The sequence below is a fragment of the Streptomyces sp. NPDC059861 genome (assembly GCF_042731435.1).
Classification (GTDB): domain Bacteria; phylum Actinomycetota; class Actinomycetes; order Streptomycetales; family Streptomycetaceae; genus Streptomyces.
The window spans coordinates 210,786-228,055 of the sequence record NZ_JBHWJQ010000004.1; the positions used below are offsets into that span (position 1 = coordinate 210,786).

Annotated in this window: 14 protein-coding genes and 1 pseudogene; 8 read left to right on the forward strand and 7 right to left on the reverse strand. The window is 74.6% G+C overall.

What is annotated here, in order from left to right; all coding sequences use genetic code 11:
• Positions 1-8 precede the first annotated feature (8 nt).
• From ACFV6X_RS05580 to ACFV6X_RS05600, 5 genes are all read left to right on the forward strand, one after another.
• Positions 9-905 (forward strand): ABC transporter permease, encoded by an 897-nt coding sequence (locus ACFV6X_RS05580; RefSeq protein ID WP_385378052.1) that lies wholly within the window; start codon positions 9-11, stop codon positions 903-905.
• Between the two features lie 74 nt (positions 906-979).
• The gene (locus tag ACFV6X_RS05585; protein ID WP_385378055.1) at positions 980-1,984 is read left to right on the forward strand and encodes an ABC transporter ATP-binding protein; all 1,005 of its coding nucleotides are present in this window, start codon (positions 980-982) and stop codon (positions 1,982-1,984) included.
• Positions 1,977-2,693 (forward strand): ABC transporter ATP-binding protein, encoded by a 717-nt coding sequence (locus tag ACFV6X_RS05590; protein WP_385378058.1) that lies wholly within the window; start codon positions 1,977-1,979, stop codon positions 2,691-2,693. Before ACFV6X_RS05585 ends, ACFV6X_RS05590 begins: the two co-directional genes overlap by 8 nt.
• 202 nt (positions 2,694-2,895) lie before the next feature.
• Positions 2,896-4,014: an MFS transporter gene (locus ACFV6X_RS05595; protein ID WP_385378159.1), complete on the forward strand. Its 1,119-nt coding sequence runs from the start codon at positions 2,896-2,898 to the stop codon at positions 4,012-4,014.
• Complete coding sequence (locus ACFV6X_RS05600; protein ID WP_385378061.1) at positions 4,011-5,006, forward strand: sugar ABC transporter permease; 996 nt, start codon at positions 4,011-4,013, stop codon at positions 5,004-5,006. The genes ACFV6X_RS05595 and ACFV6X_RS05600 overlap by 4 nt, the downstream gene beginning before the upstream one ends.
• A 641-nt stretch (positions 5,007-5,647) precedes the next feature.
• On the opposite strand, the gene ACFV6X_RS05605 is transcribed toward ACFV6X_RS05600, so the two are convergent.
• On the reverse strand, positions 5,648-6,784 hold the full coding sequence (locus ACFV6X_RS05605) for an acyl-CoA dehydrogenase family protein (protein ID WP_385378064.1): 1,137 nt from the start codon (positions 6,782-6,784) through the stop codon (positions 5,648-5,650).
• Positions 6,785-6,938: 154 nt separating this feature from the next.
• Here ACFV6X_RS05605 and ACFV6X_RS05610 point away from each other — a divergent pair, with 154 nt between their 5' ends.
• Together ACFV6X_RS05610 and ACFV6X_RS05615 are read left to right on the forward strand one after the other, a co-directional pair.
• Positions 6,939-8,726, forward strand: a complete 1,788-nt coding sequence (locus ACFV6X_RS05610) for a CoA transferase (RefSeq protein WP_385378067.1) — start codon at positions 6,939-6,941, stop codon at positions 8,724-8,726.
• Positions 8,723-10,399: a class I adenylate-forming enzyme family protein gene (locus ACFV6X_RS05615; protein ID WP_385378070.1), complete on the forward strand. Its 1,677-nt coding sequence runs from the start codon at positions 8,723-8,725 to the stop codon at positions 10,397-10,399. Before ACFV6X_RS05610 ends, ACFV6X_RS05615 begins: the two co-directional genes overlap by 4 nt.
• Positions 10,400-10,463: 64 nt before the next feature.
• On the opposite strand, the gene ACFV6X_RS05620 is transcribed toward ACFV6X_RS05615, so the two are convergent.
• The 3 genes from ACFV6X_RS05620 to ACFV6X_RS05630 are packed head-to-tail and all read right to left on the reverse strand — an operon-like array spanning position 10,464 to position 12,732.
• A complete protein-coding gene (locus ACFV6X_RS05620) occupies positions 10,464-11,273 on the reverse strand; it encodes an ABC transporter substrate-binding protein (RefSeq protein WP_385378073.1) in 810 nt (269 codons plus the stop codon).
• A complete protein-coding gene (locus tag ACFV6X_RS05625) occupies positions 11,231-12,100 on the reverse strand; it encodes a metal ABC transporter permease (protein ID WP_385378076.1) in 870 nt (289 codons plus the stop codon). Before ACFV6X_RS05625 ends, ACFV6X_RS05620 begins: the two co-directional genes overlap by 43 nt.
• A complete protein-coding gene (locus ACFV6X_RS05630) occupies positions 12,097-12,732 on the reverse strand; it encodes a metal ABC transporter ATP-binding protein (protein WP_385378079.1) in 636 nt (211 codons plus the stop codon). The genes ACFV6X_RS05625 and ACFV6X_RS05630 overlap by 4 nt, the downstream gene beginning before the upstream one ends.
• 62 nt (positions 12,733-12,794) lie before the next feature.
• Here ACFV6X_RS05630 and ACFV6X_RS05635 point away from each other — a divergent pair.
• A pseudogene (locus ACFV6X_RS05635) lies at positions 12,795-13,079 on the forward strand (5-methyltetrahydropteroyltriglutamate--homocysteine S-methyltransferase); the annotation flags it as partial.
• Positions 13,080-13,136: 57 nt separating this feature from the next.
• Here the strand turns inward: ACFV6X_RS05635 and ACFV6X_RS05640 are convergent.
• The 3 genes from ACFV6X_RS05640 to ACFV6X_RS05650 form a co-directional block, all read right to left on the reverse strand.
• Entirely contained in the window at positions 13,137-14,927 is a 1,791-nt protein-coding gene (locus ACFV6X_RS05640; protein WP_385378081.1) for an FAD-binding dehydrogenase, read from the reverse strand.
• A gap of 345 nt (positions 14,928-15,272) precedes the next feature.
• A complete protein-coding gene (locus ACFV6X_RS05645; RefSeq protein ID WP_385378083.1) occupies positions 15,273-15,566 on the reverse strand; it encodes a hypothetical protein in 294 nt (97 codons plus the stop codon).
• 123 nt (positions 15,567-15,689) lie between these two features.
• A complete protein-coding gene (locus ACFV6X_RS05650; protein WP_385378086.1) occupies positions 15,690-17,126 on the reverse strand; it encodes a Gfo/Idh/MocA family protein in 1,437 nt (478 codons plus the stop codon).
• Between the last annotated feature and the right edge of the window lie 144 nt (positions 17,127-17,270).

The window sequence follows — 17,270 nt, forward strand, 5'->3', positions numbered from 1 at the left end:
TGATTCCCATGGCTGAAACCGCAATCGAGACCGAGCCACGGGCCGGGACCGCGTGGCGCGCCGCCGGCGCCGCCCGCCGCTCGACCCGCACGCTGCGGGTGCGGGTCTCCGTCACGCTGGTGGCCCTGACCGTCCTCGCCGTCCTGCTCGTCCCGCCGCTGGTGCAACTCGACCAGCAGGCCGTCGACCTGGCCGCAAAGCTGCAACCGCCGTCCTGGGCACACCCCTTCGGCACCGACGACGTCGGCCGGGACCTGCTGCTGCGCTGCGTGTACGGGCTGCGGGTCTCGCTGCTCGTCGGCGTCGCGGCGGCACTGACGGCGACCGTGGTCGGCACCGCCGTCGGGGCCACCTCCGGCGCCCTGGGCGGCTGGTTCGACCGAGGCATCATGCGCCTGGTCGACACCTTCTCGTCCGTACCTCATCTGCTGCTCGGCATCTTCATCGTCGCCATGTTCCGGCCCGGTGTCTGGCCGGTGGTCGTCTCGGTCGCGCTCACCCACTGGCTGTCGACCGCGCGCATCGTCCGCGCCGAGGTGCTCTCGCTGCGCTCCCGCCCGTACATCGACGCCGCCGTGTCCGGGGGCGCCTCGCGGTGGCGGGTGACGGTACGGCACCTGCTGCCCGGGGTGCTGCCGCAGGCCGCGCTGGCCGCCGTGCTGATGGTGCCGCACGCCATGTGGCACGAGTCGGCCCTGTCCTTCCTCGGACTGGGCCTGCCCGCACACACGGCGAGCCTGGGCACCCTCATCCAGAGCGCGCGCGGCTCGCTGCTCGCCGGGCAGTGGTGGCCGACCCTCTTCCCCGGCCTGTTCATCATCGTGCCCACCCTCGCCATCGCCGGGCTGGCCGGCGCCTGGCGGGAGCGGATCAACCCCCGCCGCCGATCGGAGCTGATGCTGTGACCGAGCCACCGCAACGACGACCGGCCGAACGACCGGCTCCTCACCTGACGCAGCGACCCGCCGGGCAGCCACCCATGCTCTCGGTGCGCGGCCTCTCGGTGCACTTCCGTATGCCCGGCGGGCGCCATGTCGCCGCCGTCACCGACGCGCACTTCGACGTGGCGGCGGGTGAGTGCCTGGCCCTGATCGGCGAGAGCGGCTGCGGCAAGTCCGTTCTCGCGTCCGCGCTGCTGGGCCTGCTCCCGGCCAACGCCCGGACGGCCGGCGAGGCCCGGCTCGGCGACCTCGACCTGCTCTCCGCCGACGAACGGACCCTGGCACGCCGCGTGCGCGGCCGCCGGATCGGGCTCATTCCGCAGAGCCCGGCCGCGCACCTCACCCCCGTCCGTACGATCCGTTCGCAACTGGAGGAGACGATCGGGGAGCTGACCGGTGTCCGGGGCCGGGCGGCGCTGCGCGCGGCCGCCGAGTCGGCCGCCGGCCGGGCGGCGTTCCCCCTGGACCACCTCGACCGCCACCCGCATCAGCTCTCCGGCGGCCTCGCCCAGCGCGCCGCCACCGCGCTCGCCCTCGTCGGCGACGCCCCGCTGCTGCTCGCCGACGAGCCGACGACCGGGCTGGACCGCGACCTGGTGGACCGTACGGTCGACGAACTGCGGCGCCACGTCGACAGCCCGGACGAGACAGGAGACTCCGGACGCGCGTTGCTGATGATCACTCACGATCTGGCGGCGGCCGAGCGCATCGCCGACCGGATCGCCGTCATGTACGCGGGGCGTATCGTCGAGATCGCCGACGCCACGGCGTTCTTCGGCTCTCCCGGCCCCCGTCACCCCTACAGCCGCGGCCTCCTCCAGGCCCTCCCCGACCGCGCCTTCACGCCCGTTCCCGGCCTGCCCCCGGAGCTCGGCGACCTCCCCGGCGGCTGTGCCTTCGCCCCGCGCTGCGACCGGGTCACCGACAGCTGTGCCGTGCTGCCGCCCTTGGCCCAGGCGGTCGCCTGCCATCACCCGCTCACGGGTCACGGCCCCGAGAAGCCGCGCCCCGCCGCTCCGGCTCCCGAGGACATCCGTGCTTGAACTACGCGCCGTCACCGCCGGATACGACCGCCACGCACCCGTCGTACGGAACGCCTCCCTGGCCGTCGCGCCGGGCGAGGCCGTCGGCCTGCTCGGCCCCAGCGGCTGCGGCAAGTCCACCCTCGCCCGGGTCACCGCCCTGCTGCACCGCCCCGACTCCGGCACGCTCCTCCTGGACGGCGAACCAGTACGGCAGTGGCGTCACCGCGCACCCCGCCAGCTGCGCACCGCTTTCGGGGTCGTCTTCCAGCAGCCCCGGCTCTCCGCGGACCCCCGCCTGCGGCTCGCCGACCTGATCGCCGAACCCCTGCGCGCCACCGGCCGGCGCGAGGAGATCCCGGCACGGGTCGGCGAGCTGGCCACGGCGGTGGGCCTGACCCCCGACCTGCTGGGCAGGCAGCCCCATGAGGTCAGCGACGGGCAGCTCCAGCGCGCCTGCCTCGCACGTGCCCTGGTGCTGCGCCCCCGCTGGCTGGTGTGCGACGAGATGACCGCGATGCTCGACGCCTCCACCACCGCCGCGCTCGTCGCGGTCGTCGAGGAGTACCGCGCCACCACCGGCGCGGGCCTGCTCGCCGTGGGGCACGATCGCACGCTCCTGCACCGCTGGTGCGATCGCACGGTCCCCTGGGAGGAGGTGTGCGCGGGAGAGCCGGTGGCCGTGGGAGAGCCGGTGACCGTGGGCGAGCCGCGCCCCGGCGACTCCTGAACCCTCGCGTCCGTCGCGTGTGGCACACGCCACATTCCGGGATCGAGAGGGGCCGGAACCCGGAGACGGTCCGGCCCGACTGCTCTTGCTGGGAGGTGTGTCTGTGACAACGGGTCGGAGCGGGACGGGGACGGCGGCCGAGGTGGGCAAGGCGGGGGCGGGCGACACGGGCCGTGCCCTGACCGCGCTGCTGACCTGCGCCATGGCCTTCTCGATGATGCAGTTGTTCCTGTTGGGGGCGCTGGGTCCACGGCTGGTGACGGAACTCGGCGTCTCCCCCACCGTGCTGGGACTGACGACGACCGTCGGGTTCGCGACGGCGACCGTGCTCTCCCCCGTCGGTGGGCGGGTGGTGGACCGGGTCGGCCCGCGTCGGTGTCTCGTCGCGCTGCTGGCGGTGTCGGCGCTCGCGCTGGCGCTCATCGGCGCGGCGCCCGGCGCCGGTTTCCTGCTGGCGGCGGTGGCGCTCGGCGGGGTGCCGCAGGCGCTGGCCAACCCTGCGACGAACAAGGCGATCCTGGCCGTCGTACCGCCCGCCCGGCGTGGCTCGGTGACGGGGATGAAGCAGTCGGGGGTCCAGCTCGGGGCGTTCGCGGCGGGGCTGCCGCTCGCGGCGCTCGCCGCCGTCGCGGGTTGGCGGGGAGCGGTGTGGACGGCGGCGGGTGCCGCGGTCGTGGCGGCCGTGTGGGCGGCGCGTGCACTGCCTGGTGATCCGCCCGCGAAGTCCACTCCGGCGGCCTGGGTGCCGCGGGGCACGATCGCCTGGCTGATGGTCTTCTCCGTGCTGCTGGGCTGCGGCATCGCCTCCGTGAACACCTATCTGGCGCTGTACGGCGCGCAGCGGCTCGGCCTCGGCGCCACGGCGGCGGGCGCGCTGGTGGCCGTGCTGGGCGTGGCGGGGATCGCCGGGCGGGTCGGCTGGTCGAAGCTCGCCGGCCGCCCCGGCCGGTCCGTGTGGTTGCCGGGTCTGCTGGCCGCGGGGGCGGTACCGGCGGCGCTGCTGCTCGCCCTCTCGTCGTACGCCCCGGGGCTCGCCTGGGCCGCCGCGGTGGCCGTGGGGGTGTTCGCGGTGTCCGCCAACGCGGTCTCGATGGTCCTGGTGATGCAGCGTGCCGCGCCCGGCCGGGCGGGCCAGGACTCCGCACTCGTCTCCGCCGGGTTCTTCGCCGGGTTCGCGATCGGGCCGCCGGTGTTCGGTCTGCTGGCGGAGGCCGGCCGCTACGGCGCCGGATGGGTGCTCGTCGCAGGCGAGTTCGCGGGCGCGGGCGTGGTCGCCGGGCTGTGGGCACTGCGGGGACGTCGCGGGGGCGACGGGGCATGAGCGCGCACGCCCCGGCCGCGACCCCCGCGTGGGCCGCTCCGGCCCTCGCCTGCGTACTCGGCCGGGTCGCCGTCACCCGCGCGGCGGTCGGCGACCGCTTCCCGCTGTTCGCCGGGCCGGACGACGGGACGTGGACGACGACCGGGCGCGGCTCGTGGACCGGCGGCTTCTGGGCGGGGCTGCTGTGGCTGCGCGCCCGGTACACCGGTGCTCCGGCGGACCGGGACGCCGCGCGGCTGTGCACCGCCCGGCTCGCGGGCTGGACCGAGTCGGACACCGCCACCCGGGGGCTCATCTTCTGGTACGGCACCCTTCTGGCGGCCGACGGCGAACTGGGCCTGCGGGAACGGGCGGCCCTGGCCTGCCGGAACTCCTTCGACGCGGAACTGGGCCTGGTGCCCTGGGGTTCGGCGTTCGGCGGACCGCGCATGCTCGCCCGCGCGGACGGCGTGCCGGGGCTGGTGCCGCTGCTCGCCACGGTGGACGCGGAGGCGGCGGTGACCCATCTGCGGCGCCACCTCGACCTCTGCCTCGGGCAGCGGCCCCGGCACTGGGCGTGGCAGCACGACGCGACGCGGGGCTGGACCGCCCGGGAGGATCCGCCGCCGGGCTGGAGCCGGGGGCCGGCCTGGCTGCTGCTGGCCGTGGCCGAGGCCGTACGTCATGCGGGTGTGGGCGAACTCGGCGAGGCGGCGGCCGGGTTGATCCCGGACGCCCTCGTGCCGCTCGCCGACGCGGCACGGCCCGAGGGTCCGTACGACACCTCGGCGGCCGCCGTCACCGCCACGGCGTTGCTGCTGCTCGGGCACCGGAGCAGGGCCGTCGCCGTCCTCGACGAGCTGGTCCGCTCCCATCTGACCGGCGACGGCCGCCTGGTGGACGGCTGCTACGACCTCGCCTCCGGCACGGCCGTCGCGCACGAACTCGTCTGGGGCGACTTCTTCCTCGCCTACGCCCTCGCACTACTCACCGGCCTGACCGAGCCCACGTAGCGCCGAGCCCGGAGGGCGCGGAGCAGGCGTCGCGGCGAGCCGGTATGGCGCCGAGCGCGTGACGCGGCGAGCCCGCATCGCGGCGGAGCCGCGAGCCGGCGTCCCGGCGTCCCGGCGATGCCGCCGAGCGCCTATCGCGGCGAGCCCGCAGGGCGTGGAGCCCGCGGGGTGCCGGGCCCGCACAGCGGCGAGCGCGTATCCGGCGGAGCCCCTATCGCGGCGAGCCCGTATGACGCCGAGCCGGTACGCCGCGAGCCCGCAGGGCGCCGAGCCCGTATCGCGGCGGAGCCCGCACCGCAGCGAGCCGGTACGCGCCAAGCCCGCATCGGGCCGAGCTCGTATGACGCCAAGCCCGTATTACGCCGAGCCGGTGCGCGGCGAGTACGCACCGCGCCGCGCCGGGTCGCGCCAGCCCGCACCGCGAGGAGCCCGCACCGCGGAGAGCCCGTATCGCGGAGAGCCCGCACCGCGAAGAGCCCGCACCGCGAGGAGCCCGCACCGCGGAAAACCCGCACCGCGGAGAGCCCGCACCGCGGAAAACCCGCACCGCGGAAAACCCGCACCGCGGAAAACCCGCACCGCGGAAAACCCGCACCGCGGAGAGCCCGTATCGCGGGGAGGCCGCGCGGTGCGCTGTCCGGCTAGGGAGCGCCCGTTCGCAGCACTCGTCGGGCGACCGACGTGATGTGCAGTTCGTCCGGGCCGTCCAGGATGCGTGCGGCGCGGCCGGTGCGCAGGAGCGCGGGCAGCGGGGTGTCCGGGCCCAGCCCCTCCGCGCCGTACACCTGGATCGCCGCGTCGGCCACCTGCTGGAGCGTGCGGGCCGCCGCCACCTTGGCGAGGCCCACCTCCACGTGGGCGTCGAGCCCCGCGTCCAGCAGGCCCGCGGCCTCGTGGACGAGCGGCCGAGTGGTGCGCAGGGCCAGCAGGGACTCGAAGACGTGGCGCTGGACCAGCTGGAGTTCGCCGAGCGGACCGCGGGAGCCGGTCCGGGAGAAGGCGCGTTCCCGCATCAGGGCGAAAGCGCGTTGCGCCTGTCCGAGCCAGCGCAGACAGCGCAGTGTGCGGCCGAGCTGGAGCCGCTCGCCCGCGACGGCCAGGGCATTGCCGCGCTCACCGATCAGGTGGTCGGCGTCGACCGTCACCTCGTCCAGTCCGATCTCGTACTGGCCCGCCGCGCCCAGCACCGGCAGGTCGCGCGTCACGTGGAAGCCGGCCGAACCGGTGGGCACCAGCAGCAGCGACAGCCCGTCCCGGTCCGGGGCCGAGCCGTCGGTCCGCGCCAGCACCGTGACGAGGTCGGCGTCCGCGGCCCCGCTGGTGAACCACTTGCGCCCCCTGAGCCGCCAGGCCCCGTCCCTGCCCTGTTCGGCGCTGGTGGCGGTGCGGAAGGGGTCGGTGCCGGGGACGTCGGGCTCGGTCATGGCGTAACAGGCCCGCAGATCCCCGGCGACCAGGGCGGAGACGTATGTCTCGCGGACGCGGTGGCTCCCGTGCCGCCACAGCATCAGGGCGTCCAGCAGCGACGCCGAACCGAGTACCGCCGGGCCGTGGTCGCTCGCGCCCTCGGCCTCGGCGACATGCGCGTACGCCCCCAACGGCAGCCCCTGACCGCCCAGTTCGGCCGGGTGTGGCAGCGCCCACAGCCCGGCGTCCTTCGCCTCCTTCTGGAGCCGGGCCAGCACTGCGCCCGCCTCCGGCCCGCCCCCGTCCAGCACCCGCTCGTGGGGCATGACCCGCGCGCGGACGAACTCCGCCACCCGGTCCCGCAACTCCACGATGTCGGGAGGACATTGAGGCTCACCCCGCGTCACTCGCACCACTTTCCTCCGCTCCCGTGGGAACTCCGGCCCTCGCCGGTCCGACTGCTCTTGTCGTGGAACAGGTCGGGGGCGACCGCCCCCGGGTTCCCGAGCGTCAGGAAGGAAAGGCATGGCGACTCCAGCCACATCCATCACCCTGCGCACGGCCCGGCCGCTGGAGGGACTGCGCAGGGAGTCCTCGGGTCCGCCGGGCCCGGCGGACGGGCTCGTCGCGGAGCATCTGCGGCTGCTCGGCGCCGACGGCGACGGCCGTCGCGGTGGCCGGATCGCCCTCTCCGGCCGGCCGTCCGGGGCTGAGGCGGTCACCGCCCGGACGACGTGGGGTGACGGCGTCGTCGACGAGGCGACCGTGCAGGCGGCGACCGGCATCATGGCCGTGCACGGCCGTCGTGACGCCGCTCCCCGCGGCCTCGCCGTCGACTACGCGGCCACCGCCACCGGCGTCCTCACCGTGCAGGCGCTGCTGGCCGGCCTGCTGGCGCGGGCCCGCGGCGGACGCCTCCCCGGCGCGCACGTGAGCGCGGAGCGGGCCGGCCTGCTGGCGGTCTCGCAGTACGTGGCCGCCGCCGGGGCCGAGGAGGGCGAGGCCGCCGAAACAGCGCCGGGCGGACCGCCGTTCACGGCGGCGGACGGCACGCTTTTCGAGCTGGAGACGCTCGACCCGGGCGGCTGGGCCGCGTTCTGGCGGGCGCTCGGCGCGCCCGAGGATGCGATACGGCGGGGCTGGCGGCCCTTCCAGTTCCGGTACGCGACCGCCTGCGCGCCCTTCCCGCACGTGTTGCACGAGACCGTGCGGGCGTTCTCATGGGAGCGGGTCCGGGAGGCCGCCGGGGGCGCCGGCGTGGACGTCTGCGCGCTGTCGTCGCTCGCCCGGCGTGCCGCCGAGTACGACGGAGCGCCGCCGTGGGAACTCGTCCCGCACCAGGCGTCGTACGCCGGGACGACGGCACCGGTGGACACGCCGGTGGACGTCCCGCCCGCCGGGACGACGGCACCCGTCGACGCCCCGCTCGCCGGGCTGACCGTCCTGGAGGCGGGGCGCCGCATCCAGGCGCCGCTCACCGCCCATCTGCTGGGCCTGCTGGGCGCGGAGGTCGTCCGGATCGAGCCGCCGGGCGGGGATCCGCTGCGGGGCATGCCGCCCGCCTGCTCGGGGGTCTCGGCACGCTGGCTGGCGCTCAACCGGGGCAAGAAGGCAGTCGAGGTGGACATCAAGTCGGCGGCGGACCGCGAGCGGCTGCGCGAGCTGGCGGCGGGCGCCGACGTGTTCCTGCACAACTGGGCGCCGGGCAGGGCGGCCCAGCTCGGCCTGGACCACGAGCACCTGGCCGTCGCCAACCCGGCGCTGGTCTACGCGTACACGAGCGGCTGGGCCGGCCGGCTGCCCGGAGCGCCCCTGGGCACCGACTTCATGGTGCAGGCCCGTACCGGGGTCGGTGAGGCCGCCCGGCCCGCCGACGAGCCGCCGGCACCGTCGCTGATGACCCTGCTCGACGTACTGGGCGGCCTGCTGGGCGCCGAGGCGGTGCTGGCGGGCCTGCTGCTGCGGGAGCGCACGGGGTGCGGGGTGCGGGTGGACTCGTCCCTGCTCGGTGCCGCCGACGTGCTCACCGCGCCCGCCCGCGCCCGTGCGGGGCGGGGGCTGGACCCCCGGCAGCCGGCGGGCTTCCGCCGTCCGCTGCCGACGGCGGACGGCTGGATCGCCCTTCCGGACCAGGCGGCGATCCCCCGCGACCTGCGCGCGCTGTCCATCGCACAGGCGCTGGAAGACCTGCGGGGCCGCGGGCTCGCGGCCGTCCCGGTCGTCACCGACCTCTCCGACCTGCTCACCACCGGCTCGATCAGCCGCGACGCGCACGGCGCCCCCGCCGTCCCCGACCCCTGGAGCTTCGCATGACCGTCACCCTGCACGACCTGCTTCCCGCCCAGCTGCGCCGTTCCTGGGCCGTCGAGGGCACCTGCCCCGACCTCGACCTGTACAGCCTCTACCGCGCCCACCAGATCGCCGACCTGCACCGCACGGCGATCCTCGACGCCAAGGGCAAACTCTGTTACACCGCGCTGGACCGCAAGGCCCGATGTCTCGCCGCCGGCCTGTCAGGGCTGGGCATACGCGCCGGTGACGTGGTCGGCATACAACTGCCGAACGGCCGGAACGCCGTCGTCGCCGACCTGGCGCTGGCCGCCCTGGGCGCCGTCGCGCTGCCCTTCCCGGTGGGCCGCGGCGGGCGGGAGGCAGCGTCGCTGCTCGCCAGATCTGAGGCGGTCGCGGTCATCGCCGCCGCCGAGCACCGGGGCAACCACCACGCGGCCGACCTGCTGGCCTTGGCCAGTGAACTGCCCGCCCTGCGCGCCGTGGTCGCGGCCGGGCCCGGCACCCCGCCCGAGGGTGCCGTCGCGCTGTCCGAGCTGCTGCGCACGGACCCGAGGACCTTCGCCCCGGCCCGCCCGCACCCCGACTCCGCCGCGCGCATCCTCGTCTCCTCCGGCTCCGAGGCCGAGCCGAAGATGGTGGCGTACTCGCACAACGCGCTGGCCGGCGGGCGCGGCAACTTCCTCGCCTCCCTGATGACCGGCGGGCAGCCGCCGCGCTGTCTGTTCCTGGTGCCGCTGGCCTCCGCGTTCGGCAGCAACGGCACCGCCGTCGCGCTCGCCCGGCACGGCGGCACCCTCGTCCTGCTCGACCACTTCACGCCGGAGTCCGCGCTGGAGGCGCTCGCCGCGCACCGGCCGACCCATGTCCTCGGCGTGCCGACCATGATCCGGATGATGCTGGACCGTGTCGCCGAGCACGGCCGGCCGGAGTTCACCGCGCCCACCGCCCTGGTGGTCGGCGGCTCCCCGCTGGACGAGGCCACGGCCGAGGAGGCGCGGCGCGTCTTCGGCTGCCCCGTCGTCAACCTGTACGGCTCGGCCGACGGCGTCAACTGCCATACGGGACTGGCGGCCGAGGACACGGGAAGTGCGGGGCCGGGCATCCTCGCGGGCCACCCCGACCCGCGCGTCGCCGACATCCGCATCGCCTCGCCCGGCACCCGCGAACTGCGGGAGCTGCCGAGCGGCACGGTCGGCGAGATCGTGGCCCGCGGCCCGATGACCCCGCTGTGCTACGTCGCCGCCCCCGACCTCGACGCCCGCTACCGCACCGACGACGGCTGGGTACGCACCGGCGACCTCGGCCTGCTCCAGGAGGACGGCACCCTGCGGGTCGTCGGCCGGCTCAAGGACGTGGTGATCCGCGGCGGGGCCAACATCAGCCCCGCGGAGGTGGAGGTCGAGCTGGCGAGCCATCCGCTGGTGCGGGACGTGGTCTGTGTCGGCGTGCCCGATCCCCTGATGGGCGAGCGGCTCGCGGCCTGCGTGGTGCCGCGTGAGGGTCGTACGCCCACGCTCGGCGAGCTGTGCGCCCATCTCGGCAGGCGGGGGCTGGAGCAGCGCAAGCACCCCGAACGGCTGCTGGTGATGACCGAGTTGCCGCTCACCCCGGCGGGCAAGCCCGACCGTGCCGGACTGCGGGAACGATTCGTCGCGCAGCCGGGTCCGGAGCAGCCGCTGGCTCCGGCCGGCTGAGTCCGCCACGCGCCGAGAAGGCCGCCCGCGCCGGGCGGCCCCTCGGCGTCTGGTGCGACCGCCGCTACGACGCGGCCATCGCCGTCTCCACGGTCTTCGCCGCGTCCCGGTAGACGGCCAGCAGATCCAGGTCGGTCCCCGGATAGTTGACGATCTCGACCTGTTCGGCGCCCGAGTCGGGCAGGACCGTGCCGGTCGTCATGTGCGCGTTGTCCACGACCAGCCGGGGCTTCTTCCTCGACAGGTCGGACAGCTGCCGCGCCGTCACGGCCTCGGGCCCGAAGGTGCCGGCGACGTCCGCGCCCGCCATCTTCGCCGCCCAGGTCGCGAACACCTGGGCGACGACGGTGGGCTGCTTCCCGTCCGGCCACTTGGCCTTCAGGCCCTTCTGCAGCGTGGCGTACTCGGAGTCGAAGGCAGCGGTCCAGCGCTCCGCGGCGTCCTCGGTGCCGAACAGCTCGCCGAGACGGGCGACTTCCGCCTTCGTCTCGTCGGCGTCGTTGTCGAGGTTCACCTCGACCAGCTCGGCGTCGGAGCCTGCCGCTTCCTTGATCTTCGCGGCGTACGGCTCGAAGGGCGCGTAGAGCACGTAGTCGGCGCCGGCCACCGCCGCGAGGTCGGACGGCCTGGGGTCGTAGTCGGGGGCGTGCTGCACCGACTGCGGGACGATGACCTCGACGTCCTTGGCGCCGGCGGCCTTGGCGAGGGCGCCCTCCCAGGTGGTGGTGGCGACGACGACCGGTGCGGAGCCCGTGCCGCCGGTCGACGAGGACGTGGACTCGCTCTCGCCCCCGCAGCCCGTTGTGGTCAGCGCGAGCCCCGCGGTGAGAGTCAGTGCGAGGAGGGAAGTGCTGGGGACGCGGGTGCGCGCCATGAGCTGATTCTCCGTTCGGGTACGAGGTGGACGGCGAGGACGACCACGCCGGCGGTGAGGACGAGGACCGGCCCGGGCGGCCAGTCGAAGCAGAGCGCGACGAGGAACCCGGTGAGGTTCACGGCGACTCCGATGCCGACCGCCCAGGCGGTGATGGACTTCAGGGACGTGCCCAGGCGGCGGGCGGCGAGCGCCGGCAGCAGCGTGAGCGCGTCGACGAGCAGCGCACCGGTGAGCTTGATGGCGCCGGCGACGGCGACCGCGACCAGGACGAGCAGCACCAGAGTGAGCCGCTCGACCCGTACGCCCGAGGACAGGGCGAGTTCTCGGTCGTGCAGCAGCAGGGCGAGGTCGCGGCGCCGCCACCAGAACAGGGCCGGGACGGCGAACGCCAGGGCGCCGATCACCCACAGGTCGGCGGTGCCCACGGACAGGATCGACCCCCACAGCAGGGCGAACGCGCCGGCCGCGTTGACCCCGGACACCGCGAGCACGAGCAGCGCGGCCGCGATGGCCAGGCTCATGAGCAGGCTCATCGCCCCGGACAGCCCGTCCGGGGTACGGGCCAGCGGCGCGACCCCGGCGCCCGCGAGGGCACAGGCGAGCAGCGCGCACAGCATCGGGTCGAGGCCGGTCAGCAGGCCGACCGCGATGCCGAGCAGCGCCACGTGCATCATCGCGAACCGCACCGGCATGATGTCGAGACCGACGATCACGACGCCGATCACGGGCAGGCCCACGGCGGCCAGCAGCAGGGCGACTCCCGCGCGTCGGACCGGGACAAGTTGCAGCAACTGGCCGACGTCGGCGGCGGCCTGGGCGTTCACCGCACCTCCCGCAGACGGCCGGCGGCCATTTCCAGCACCTGGTCACAGCGGTCGGCCAGTGCCCGGTCGTGGGTGACGACGACGACGGTCACGGGCAGGGACAGCAGGACGTCGGCGGCCTCCTCCTGCCCGGCGAAGTCGAGCGCGGCGGTGGGTTCGTCGGCCAGCAGCACCCCGGCGCCCGCCGCCACACTACCGACCGCCCGCGCCAGGTACATCCGCTGCAACTGGCCGCCGGACAGGGTGTGCAACGGCCGGCCGACGAGCTGCCCGACGCCCAACTTCGCCGCCGCCTCGACCGCCTCGGTCTTCGCGCCGCCGCTGGCCAGCAACTCCCCCGCCGGCAGCGGGAACCGGCCGACCGCCGGCTTCTGGGGTATCCAGGCGCACGCCCGGCGCCGCCACGCCCACTCGGCCGCGCTGCAGGTGTCCCGGCCGCCCACCAGGATGCGGCCGCCCGCGCGGCGGTGCAGGCCGAGCACGGCCCGCAGCAACGTGGTCTTGCCCGAGCCGTTGGTACCGGTCAACGCCACCCGCCGGCCGGCCGCGACGTCGAGGTCCACGCCCCGTACGACCTCCACACGGCCGTGCCGGCAGGCGACCTCGCGCATCACGACGTCCAGTCCTTCCATGCCACCTCCTCGCTCCTCCACAGCAGTCGGAACGAGGCGGCGGCTGGTTCCCGGGCGTCGGCTCCTGCGTGGCCGCCCCCTCCCACATGCGGGTCGCGCGGGAACTACCGCGCACGGCTACCCGCGCGAGGCGGGGCCCGGTGTCCACGACATCCACTCCCCGCGCGTCCCGGGCGCCGAGGAAGCCGCCGAACTGCTGCGTACCGGGCTCAAGGCGATCCCGGCCGAGCGGCCGTGGGTCGACCCGGACTGCGGTCCGAAGACCCGCGGCTGCCCGAGACCCGCGCGTCCCTGGAGAACCTGTTGGCCGCGGCCCGCAGGTCCGGGCGGAGCTGCCCGCCTCCTGATCCGGGTGGTCCCGAGGGGCCGGGGCGTCATGGACGCCCCGGCCTCCGGGTGCCGGTTCAGGTCGCGGTCGCCTCCGCGGCCGCGCGTCCCGCCGTGCGGCCGGAGAACAGGCAGCCGCCGAGGAAGGTGCCCTCCAGCGAGCGGTACCCGTGGACGCCGCCTCCGCCGAAGCCCGCGACCTCACCGGCCGCGTACAGGCCGGGAACCGGGGTGCCCGAGGCGTTCAGGACGCGGCCGGACAGGTCGGTCTGGAGGCCGCCGAGGGTCTTGCGGGTGAGGATGTTGAGCCGCACGGCGATCAGCGGCCCGGCGGCGGGGTCCAGGATCCGGTGCGCGGAGGCGGTGCGGCTGAGGGTGTCCCCGGGATAGGCGAGCGCGTTGCGGATGCCCATGACCTGGACGTCCTTGGTGTACGGGTTGGCGATCTCGCGGTCGCGGGCCTCGATCTGCCGCTGGAGGTCGGCCAACTGGATCAGGTTCTGTCCCGTCAGCCTGTTCATCCCCGCCACCAGTTGCGGCAGGGTCTCGGCGACCACGAAGTCCTCCCCCTTCTCCTTGAACCGCTCGATCGGCTCCGGGGTCTGCCAGATGCGCGACAGCAGTTTCCAGACGTTCTTCTCGGTGAGGTCCGGGTTCTGCTCGGAGCCGGACAGGGCGAACTCCTTCGCGATGATCTTCTGTGTGGTGACGAACCAGGAGTAGTCGTATCCGGTGCCGGTGATCGACTTGAGGGTGTGGAGCGTGTCGTAGCCCGGGATGTCGGGGCTGGAGAAGCGCTTGCCGGTGGCGTCGAACCACAGGGAGGACGGGCCGGGCAGGATACGGATGCCGTGGCCGGGCCAGATGGGGTCGTAGTTCCTGAGGCCCTCGGTGTAGTGCCACATGCGGTCGGGGTTGACGATCCGTCCGCCGGCCCGCTCGGTGATGGCGAGCATCCGGCCGTCCACGTGCGCGGGCACTCCAGTGATCATGGACTTCGGCGGGGTGCCGAGGCGGGCGGGCCAGTTCTGGCGGACGAGGTCGTGGTTGGCGCCGATGCCGCCGGAGGTGACGAGCACGACCGGCGCGCGCAGCTCGAAGTCGCCGATCACCGTCCGGGAACTGGGCTTGCCGCGGGCTGTGTCGCTGGGCTCCAGGACCGCGCCCCGCACCCCGGTGACGGCGCCGCCGGTGACGACCAGCTCATCCACCCTGTGGCGGAACACGAAGGCCACCCGCCCGTCCTTCACGGCGGCCCGCACCTTCTTCTCTAACGGCTCGACCACGGCGGGGCCGGTGCCCCAGGTGACGTGGAAGCGCGGCACCGAGTTGCCGTGGCCGTCCGCGAGGCCGCCGCCCCGCTCGGCCCAGCCGACGATCGGGAACCACTGCACGCCGAGCCCCGACAGCCAGGACCGCTTCTCCCCGGCGGCGAAGTCGACGTACGCCTCGGCCCACTTGTACGCCCAGTGGTCCTGGCCCGCCGGGTCGTCGGCCCCGCGGTCGAACCCTGCCGTGCCCAGCCAGTCCTGCCAGGCGAGTTCGCGGGAGTCCTTGATGCCCATCAGCCGCTGCTCGTGGGAGTCGACGAGGAACAGACCGCCGAAGGACCAGAACGCCTGGCCGCCCAGGCCGGATTCGGGTTCCTGGTCGAGCAGCAGCACCTTGCGTCCGGCCGCGGCCAGTTCGGCCGTGGCGACCAGCCCGGCGAGGCCGTGTCCGACGACGATGGCGTCCGCGTCCGACGACGCGGCCGAGGCGTACGCCGGGATCGTGGCCTGGGCGAGGGCGGCGCCGGCGAGCGCTCCGCCCGCCACGGTCAGGGCATGGCGGCGGGTGATCGCGGCCGGGGATGACGAGTGCTCCATGGGCTGCCTTCCAATGGGGGTGAGGAGGGGGCCGGAGAGGTGCGGGATGCTGCTGCGAGAGCAGGGGTTACCGACGGTAGACCAGGGAGTACGGGGACCACCAGAGCCGTGCGCCGCTCAACTGCCCTATGCGACAAGGGCGTTGTGATGCGCCACGCCTACGCGGGGGGCAGACGCAGTGCGGGGCCTCGTCGGCGCGGTGCTGCCCGCGCAGGTCGGGGACGATGCCATGGACGACGGTGCAGGCCGGCCCGGGTGACCACAGGCGCGCGGCATGCCCGAGCTACATGATGGAGGCGCCGACGCGCGGTTCCCGGGTGCCGTGGCGGCCGGCCGTCGCCGCGATCAGGTCGGGCACCACGCTGCTGCCCGGCACCGGTGCGTCCGGACGTGAGTGATGTCCGTGTTCGGTGACACGCGGGGGAGGCCCGAGTCGCCGTGAACGCCCTGCGGCAGGCGCCCGTCACCTCCGTCGCCGCGGCCCTGCGGGACGTCGCGGGCCTCGGGGGCTTTGATGTGCGGGACGCCGGTGCCGGGGTGCTCGGTCACCTCGGCGTCGACGCGGCAGACGCCGGCGAGGAGTTCGGGCGCGAGAACCTCTCGGGGCGGCCCGGCGGTCACCACGCGGCCGCCGTCCATGACGCAGATGCGGTCGCAGAACGCGGGTGCAGCACACGTCCGGCGGACGGCACGCGAAACGCGCCGCCCCGTCGTACGGTCGGGCGGCGCGTTCGGGCGCTGTCGTGGCGTCAGGGAGCCGGTTCAGCTGACCGGCGGCATCTCGCTGGGGCGTGAGTCGAGGCCCGCGCGGCGGTTGACCCAGGAGCCGCGCGTGAAGTCGGGGACGGCCACCGGAAGGCCGCCCGTCGCGAGGGACTTGACGCTCAGCGGGACCGGGGAGCACCAGGCGGCGGCGTCGTACACGTCCATGTCGGGGACGAGCCCCGCGCGCATCTGCTGGACGGTGCGCCACTGCAGGACGTAGTCCATCCCGCCGTGACCGCCGTTGTTCTCCGCGTCGTCACCGATCTTCTGCCACAGCCAGTGGTCGAACTCCTTGAGGTACGCGTCGAACGACCGCCAGGTGTGGCCGCTGTGATCGGGCTCCAGGTAGATGCGGCCGCCGCTCGCGGAGGTGACTCCGGCGTAGTCCTCGAAGATGCCGCGGCTGCCGGCGAGCGAGTTGATACGGCTGTAGGGGCGCGGCGAGCTGACCTCGTGCTCGGCGCGCACCACCCGGCCCTGGGCGGTGTCGATCAGGCAGGTGACCAGGTCACCGTTGATGTAGGTCTCCTTCCAGCTCGGGTGGGAGCGCGGGACGAAGCGGGCGCGGTAGTCGGCGAGGCCCCTGGGCTCGGTGGCGGTGGCGCGCAGCGTCGTGAAGCGGTCGCCGCGGTTGATGTCCATGGCCGCGGCGATCGGAGCGAGGCCGTGCATGGCGTAGAAGGACGCGGTGCTGCGGGTGTGCCACAGCCGCCGCCAGGAGTCGGTGTAGTAGGTGTCGGAGAAGAGCAGTTCGCGCAGGTCGTGCAGATAGCCACCGTGGCCGTTGGTGACGTCGCCGAAGAGGCCGTCGTGGGCCATCTTGAGCATCGCCAGCTCGTTGCGGCCGTAGCTGCAGTTCTCGGACAGGAACAGGTGCCGACGGGTCCGCTCGCTGGTGTCGACGAGGTCCCACAGCTCGCGCAGCTCGGTGGCGACGGGCAGTTCGACGATGGCGTGTCTGCCGGACAGCAGGGCGGCGCGGCCGTGCTCGTAGTGGAACTCCCAGGGGGTGGCGACGTAGACGAGGTCGATGTCCTCGCGGCGCAGCATGCGTGCGTAGGCATCGGCGGAGCCGCCGTACTCGGCGGGGCGGGGACGGCCCTCGGCGACCAGTTTGTCGGCGGTCCGTCGGGCGCGGTCGGCGCGGATGTCGCACACGGCCGTCACCGTGCAGCCGGGGACGGCGGCCCACCCCGAGGCCATGCCGTGGCCCCGGTTGCCGAGGCCGATCAGGGCGACGCGGACCGTCCGGTACGGGTCGAAGGGGACGTTGATCATCGATTTCTGGCCGTGACGCCGGGCCGGAGGGGCGTCGGCGGCGGGGGCGGCGCCCGGTGCGGCGGCGGCCGTGGTGCCGAGCCCCGCGACGACGGCACCGGAGGCCAGGGCTCCGCCCATGAGAGTACGGCGTGAGACAGCAGGGATTTCATGCATGGCGCTGAACGCTCCCTTGTGGGTGGCCGACAGCTCTTGTTGCCGAACGACTTTGTCGAGCGGACGACGGAGTGTCAATAGGTGCTCGAAGAGAGGCGGTTGCGAGCAGAAACGAGCATCTGGTGGCCATGAGGGTGCGGTGGA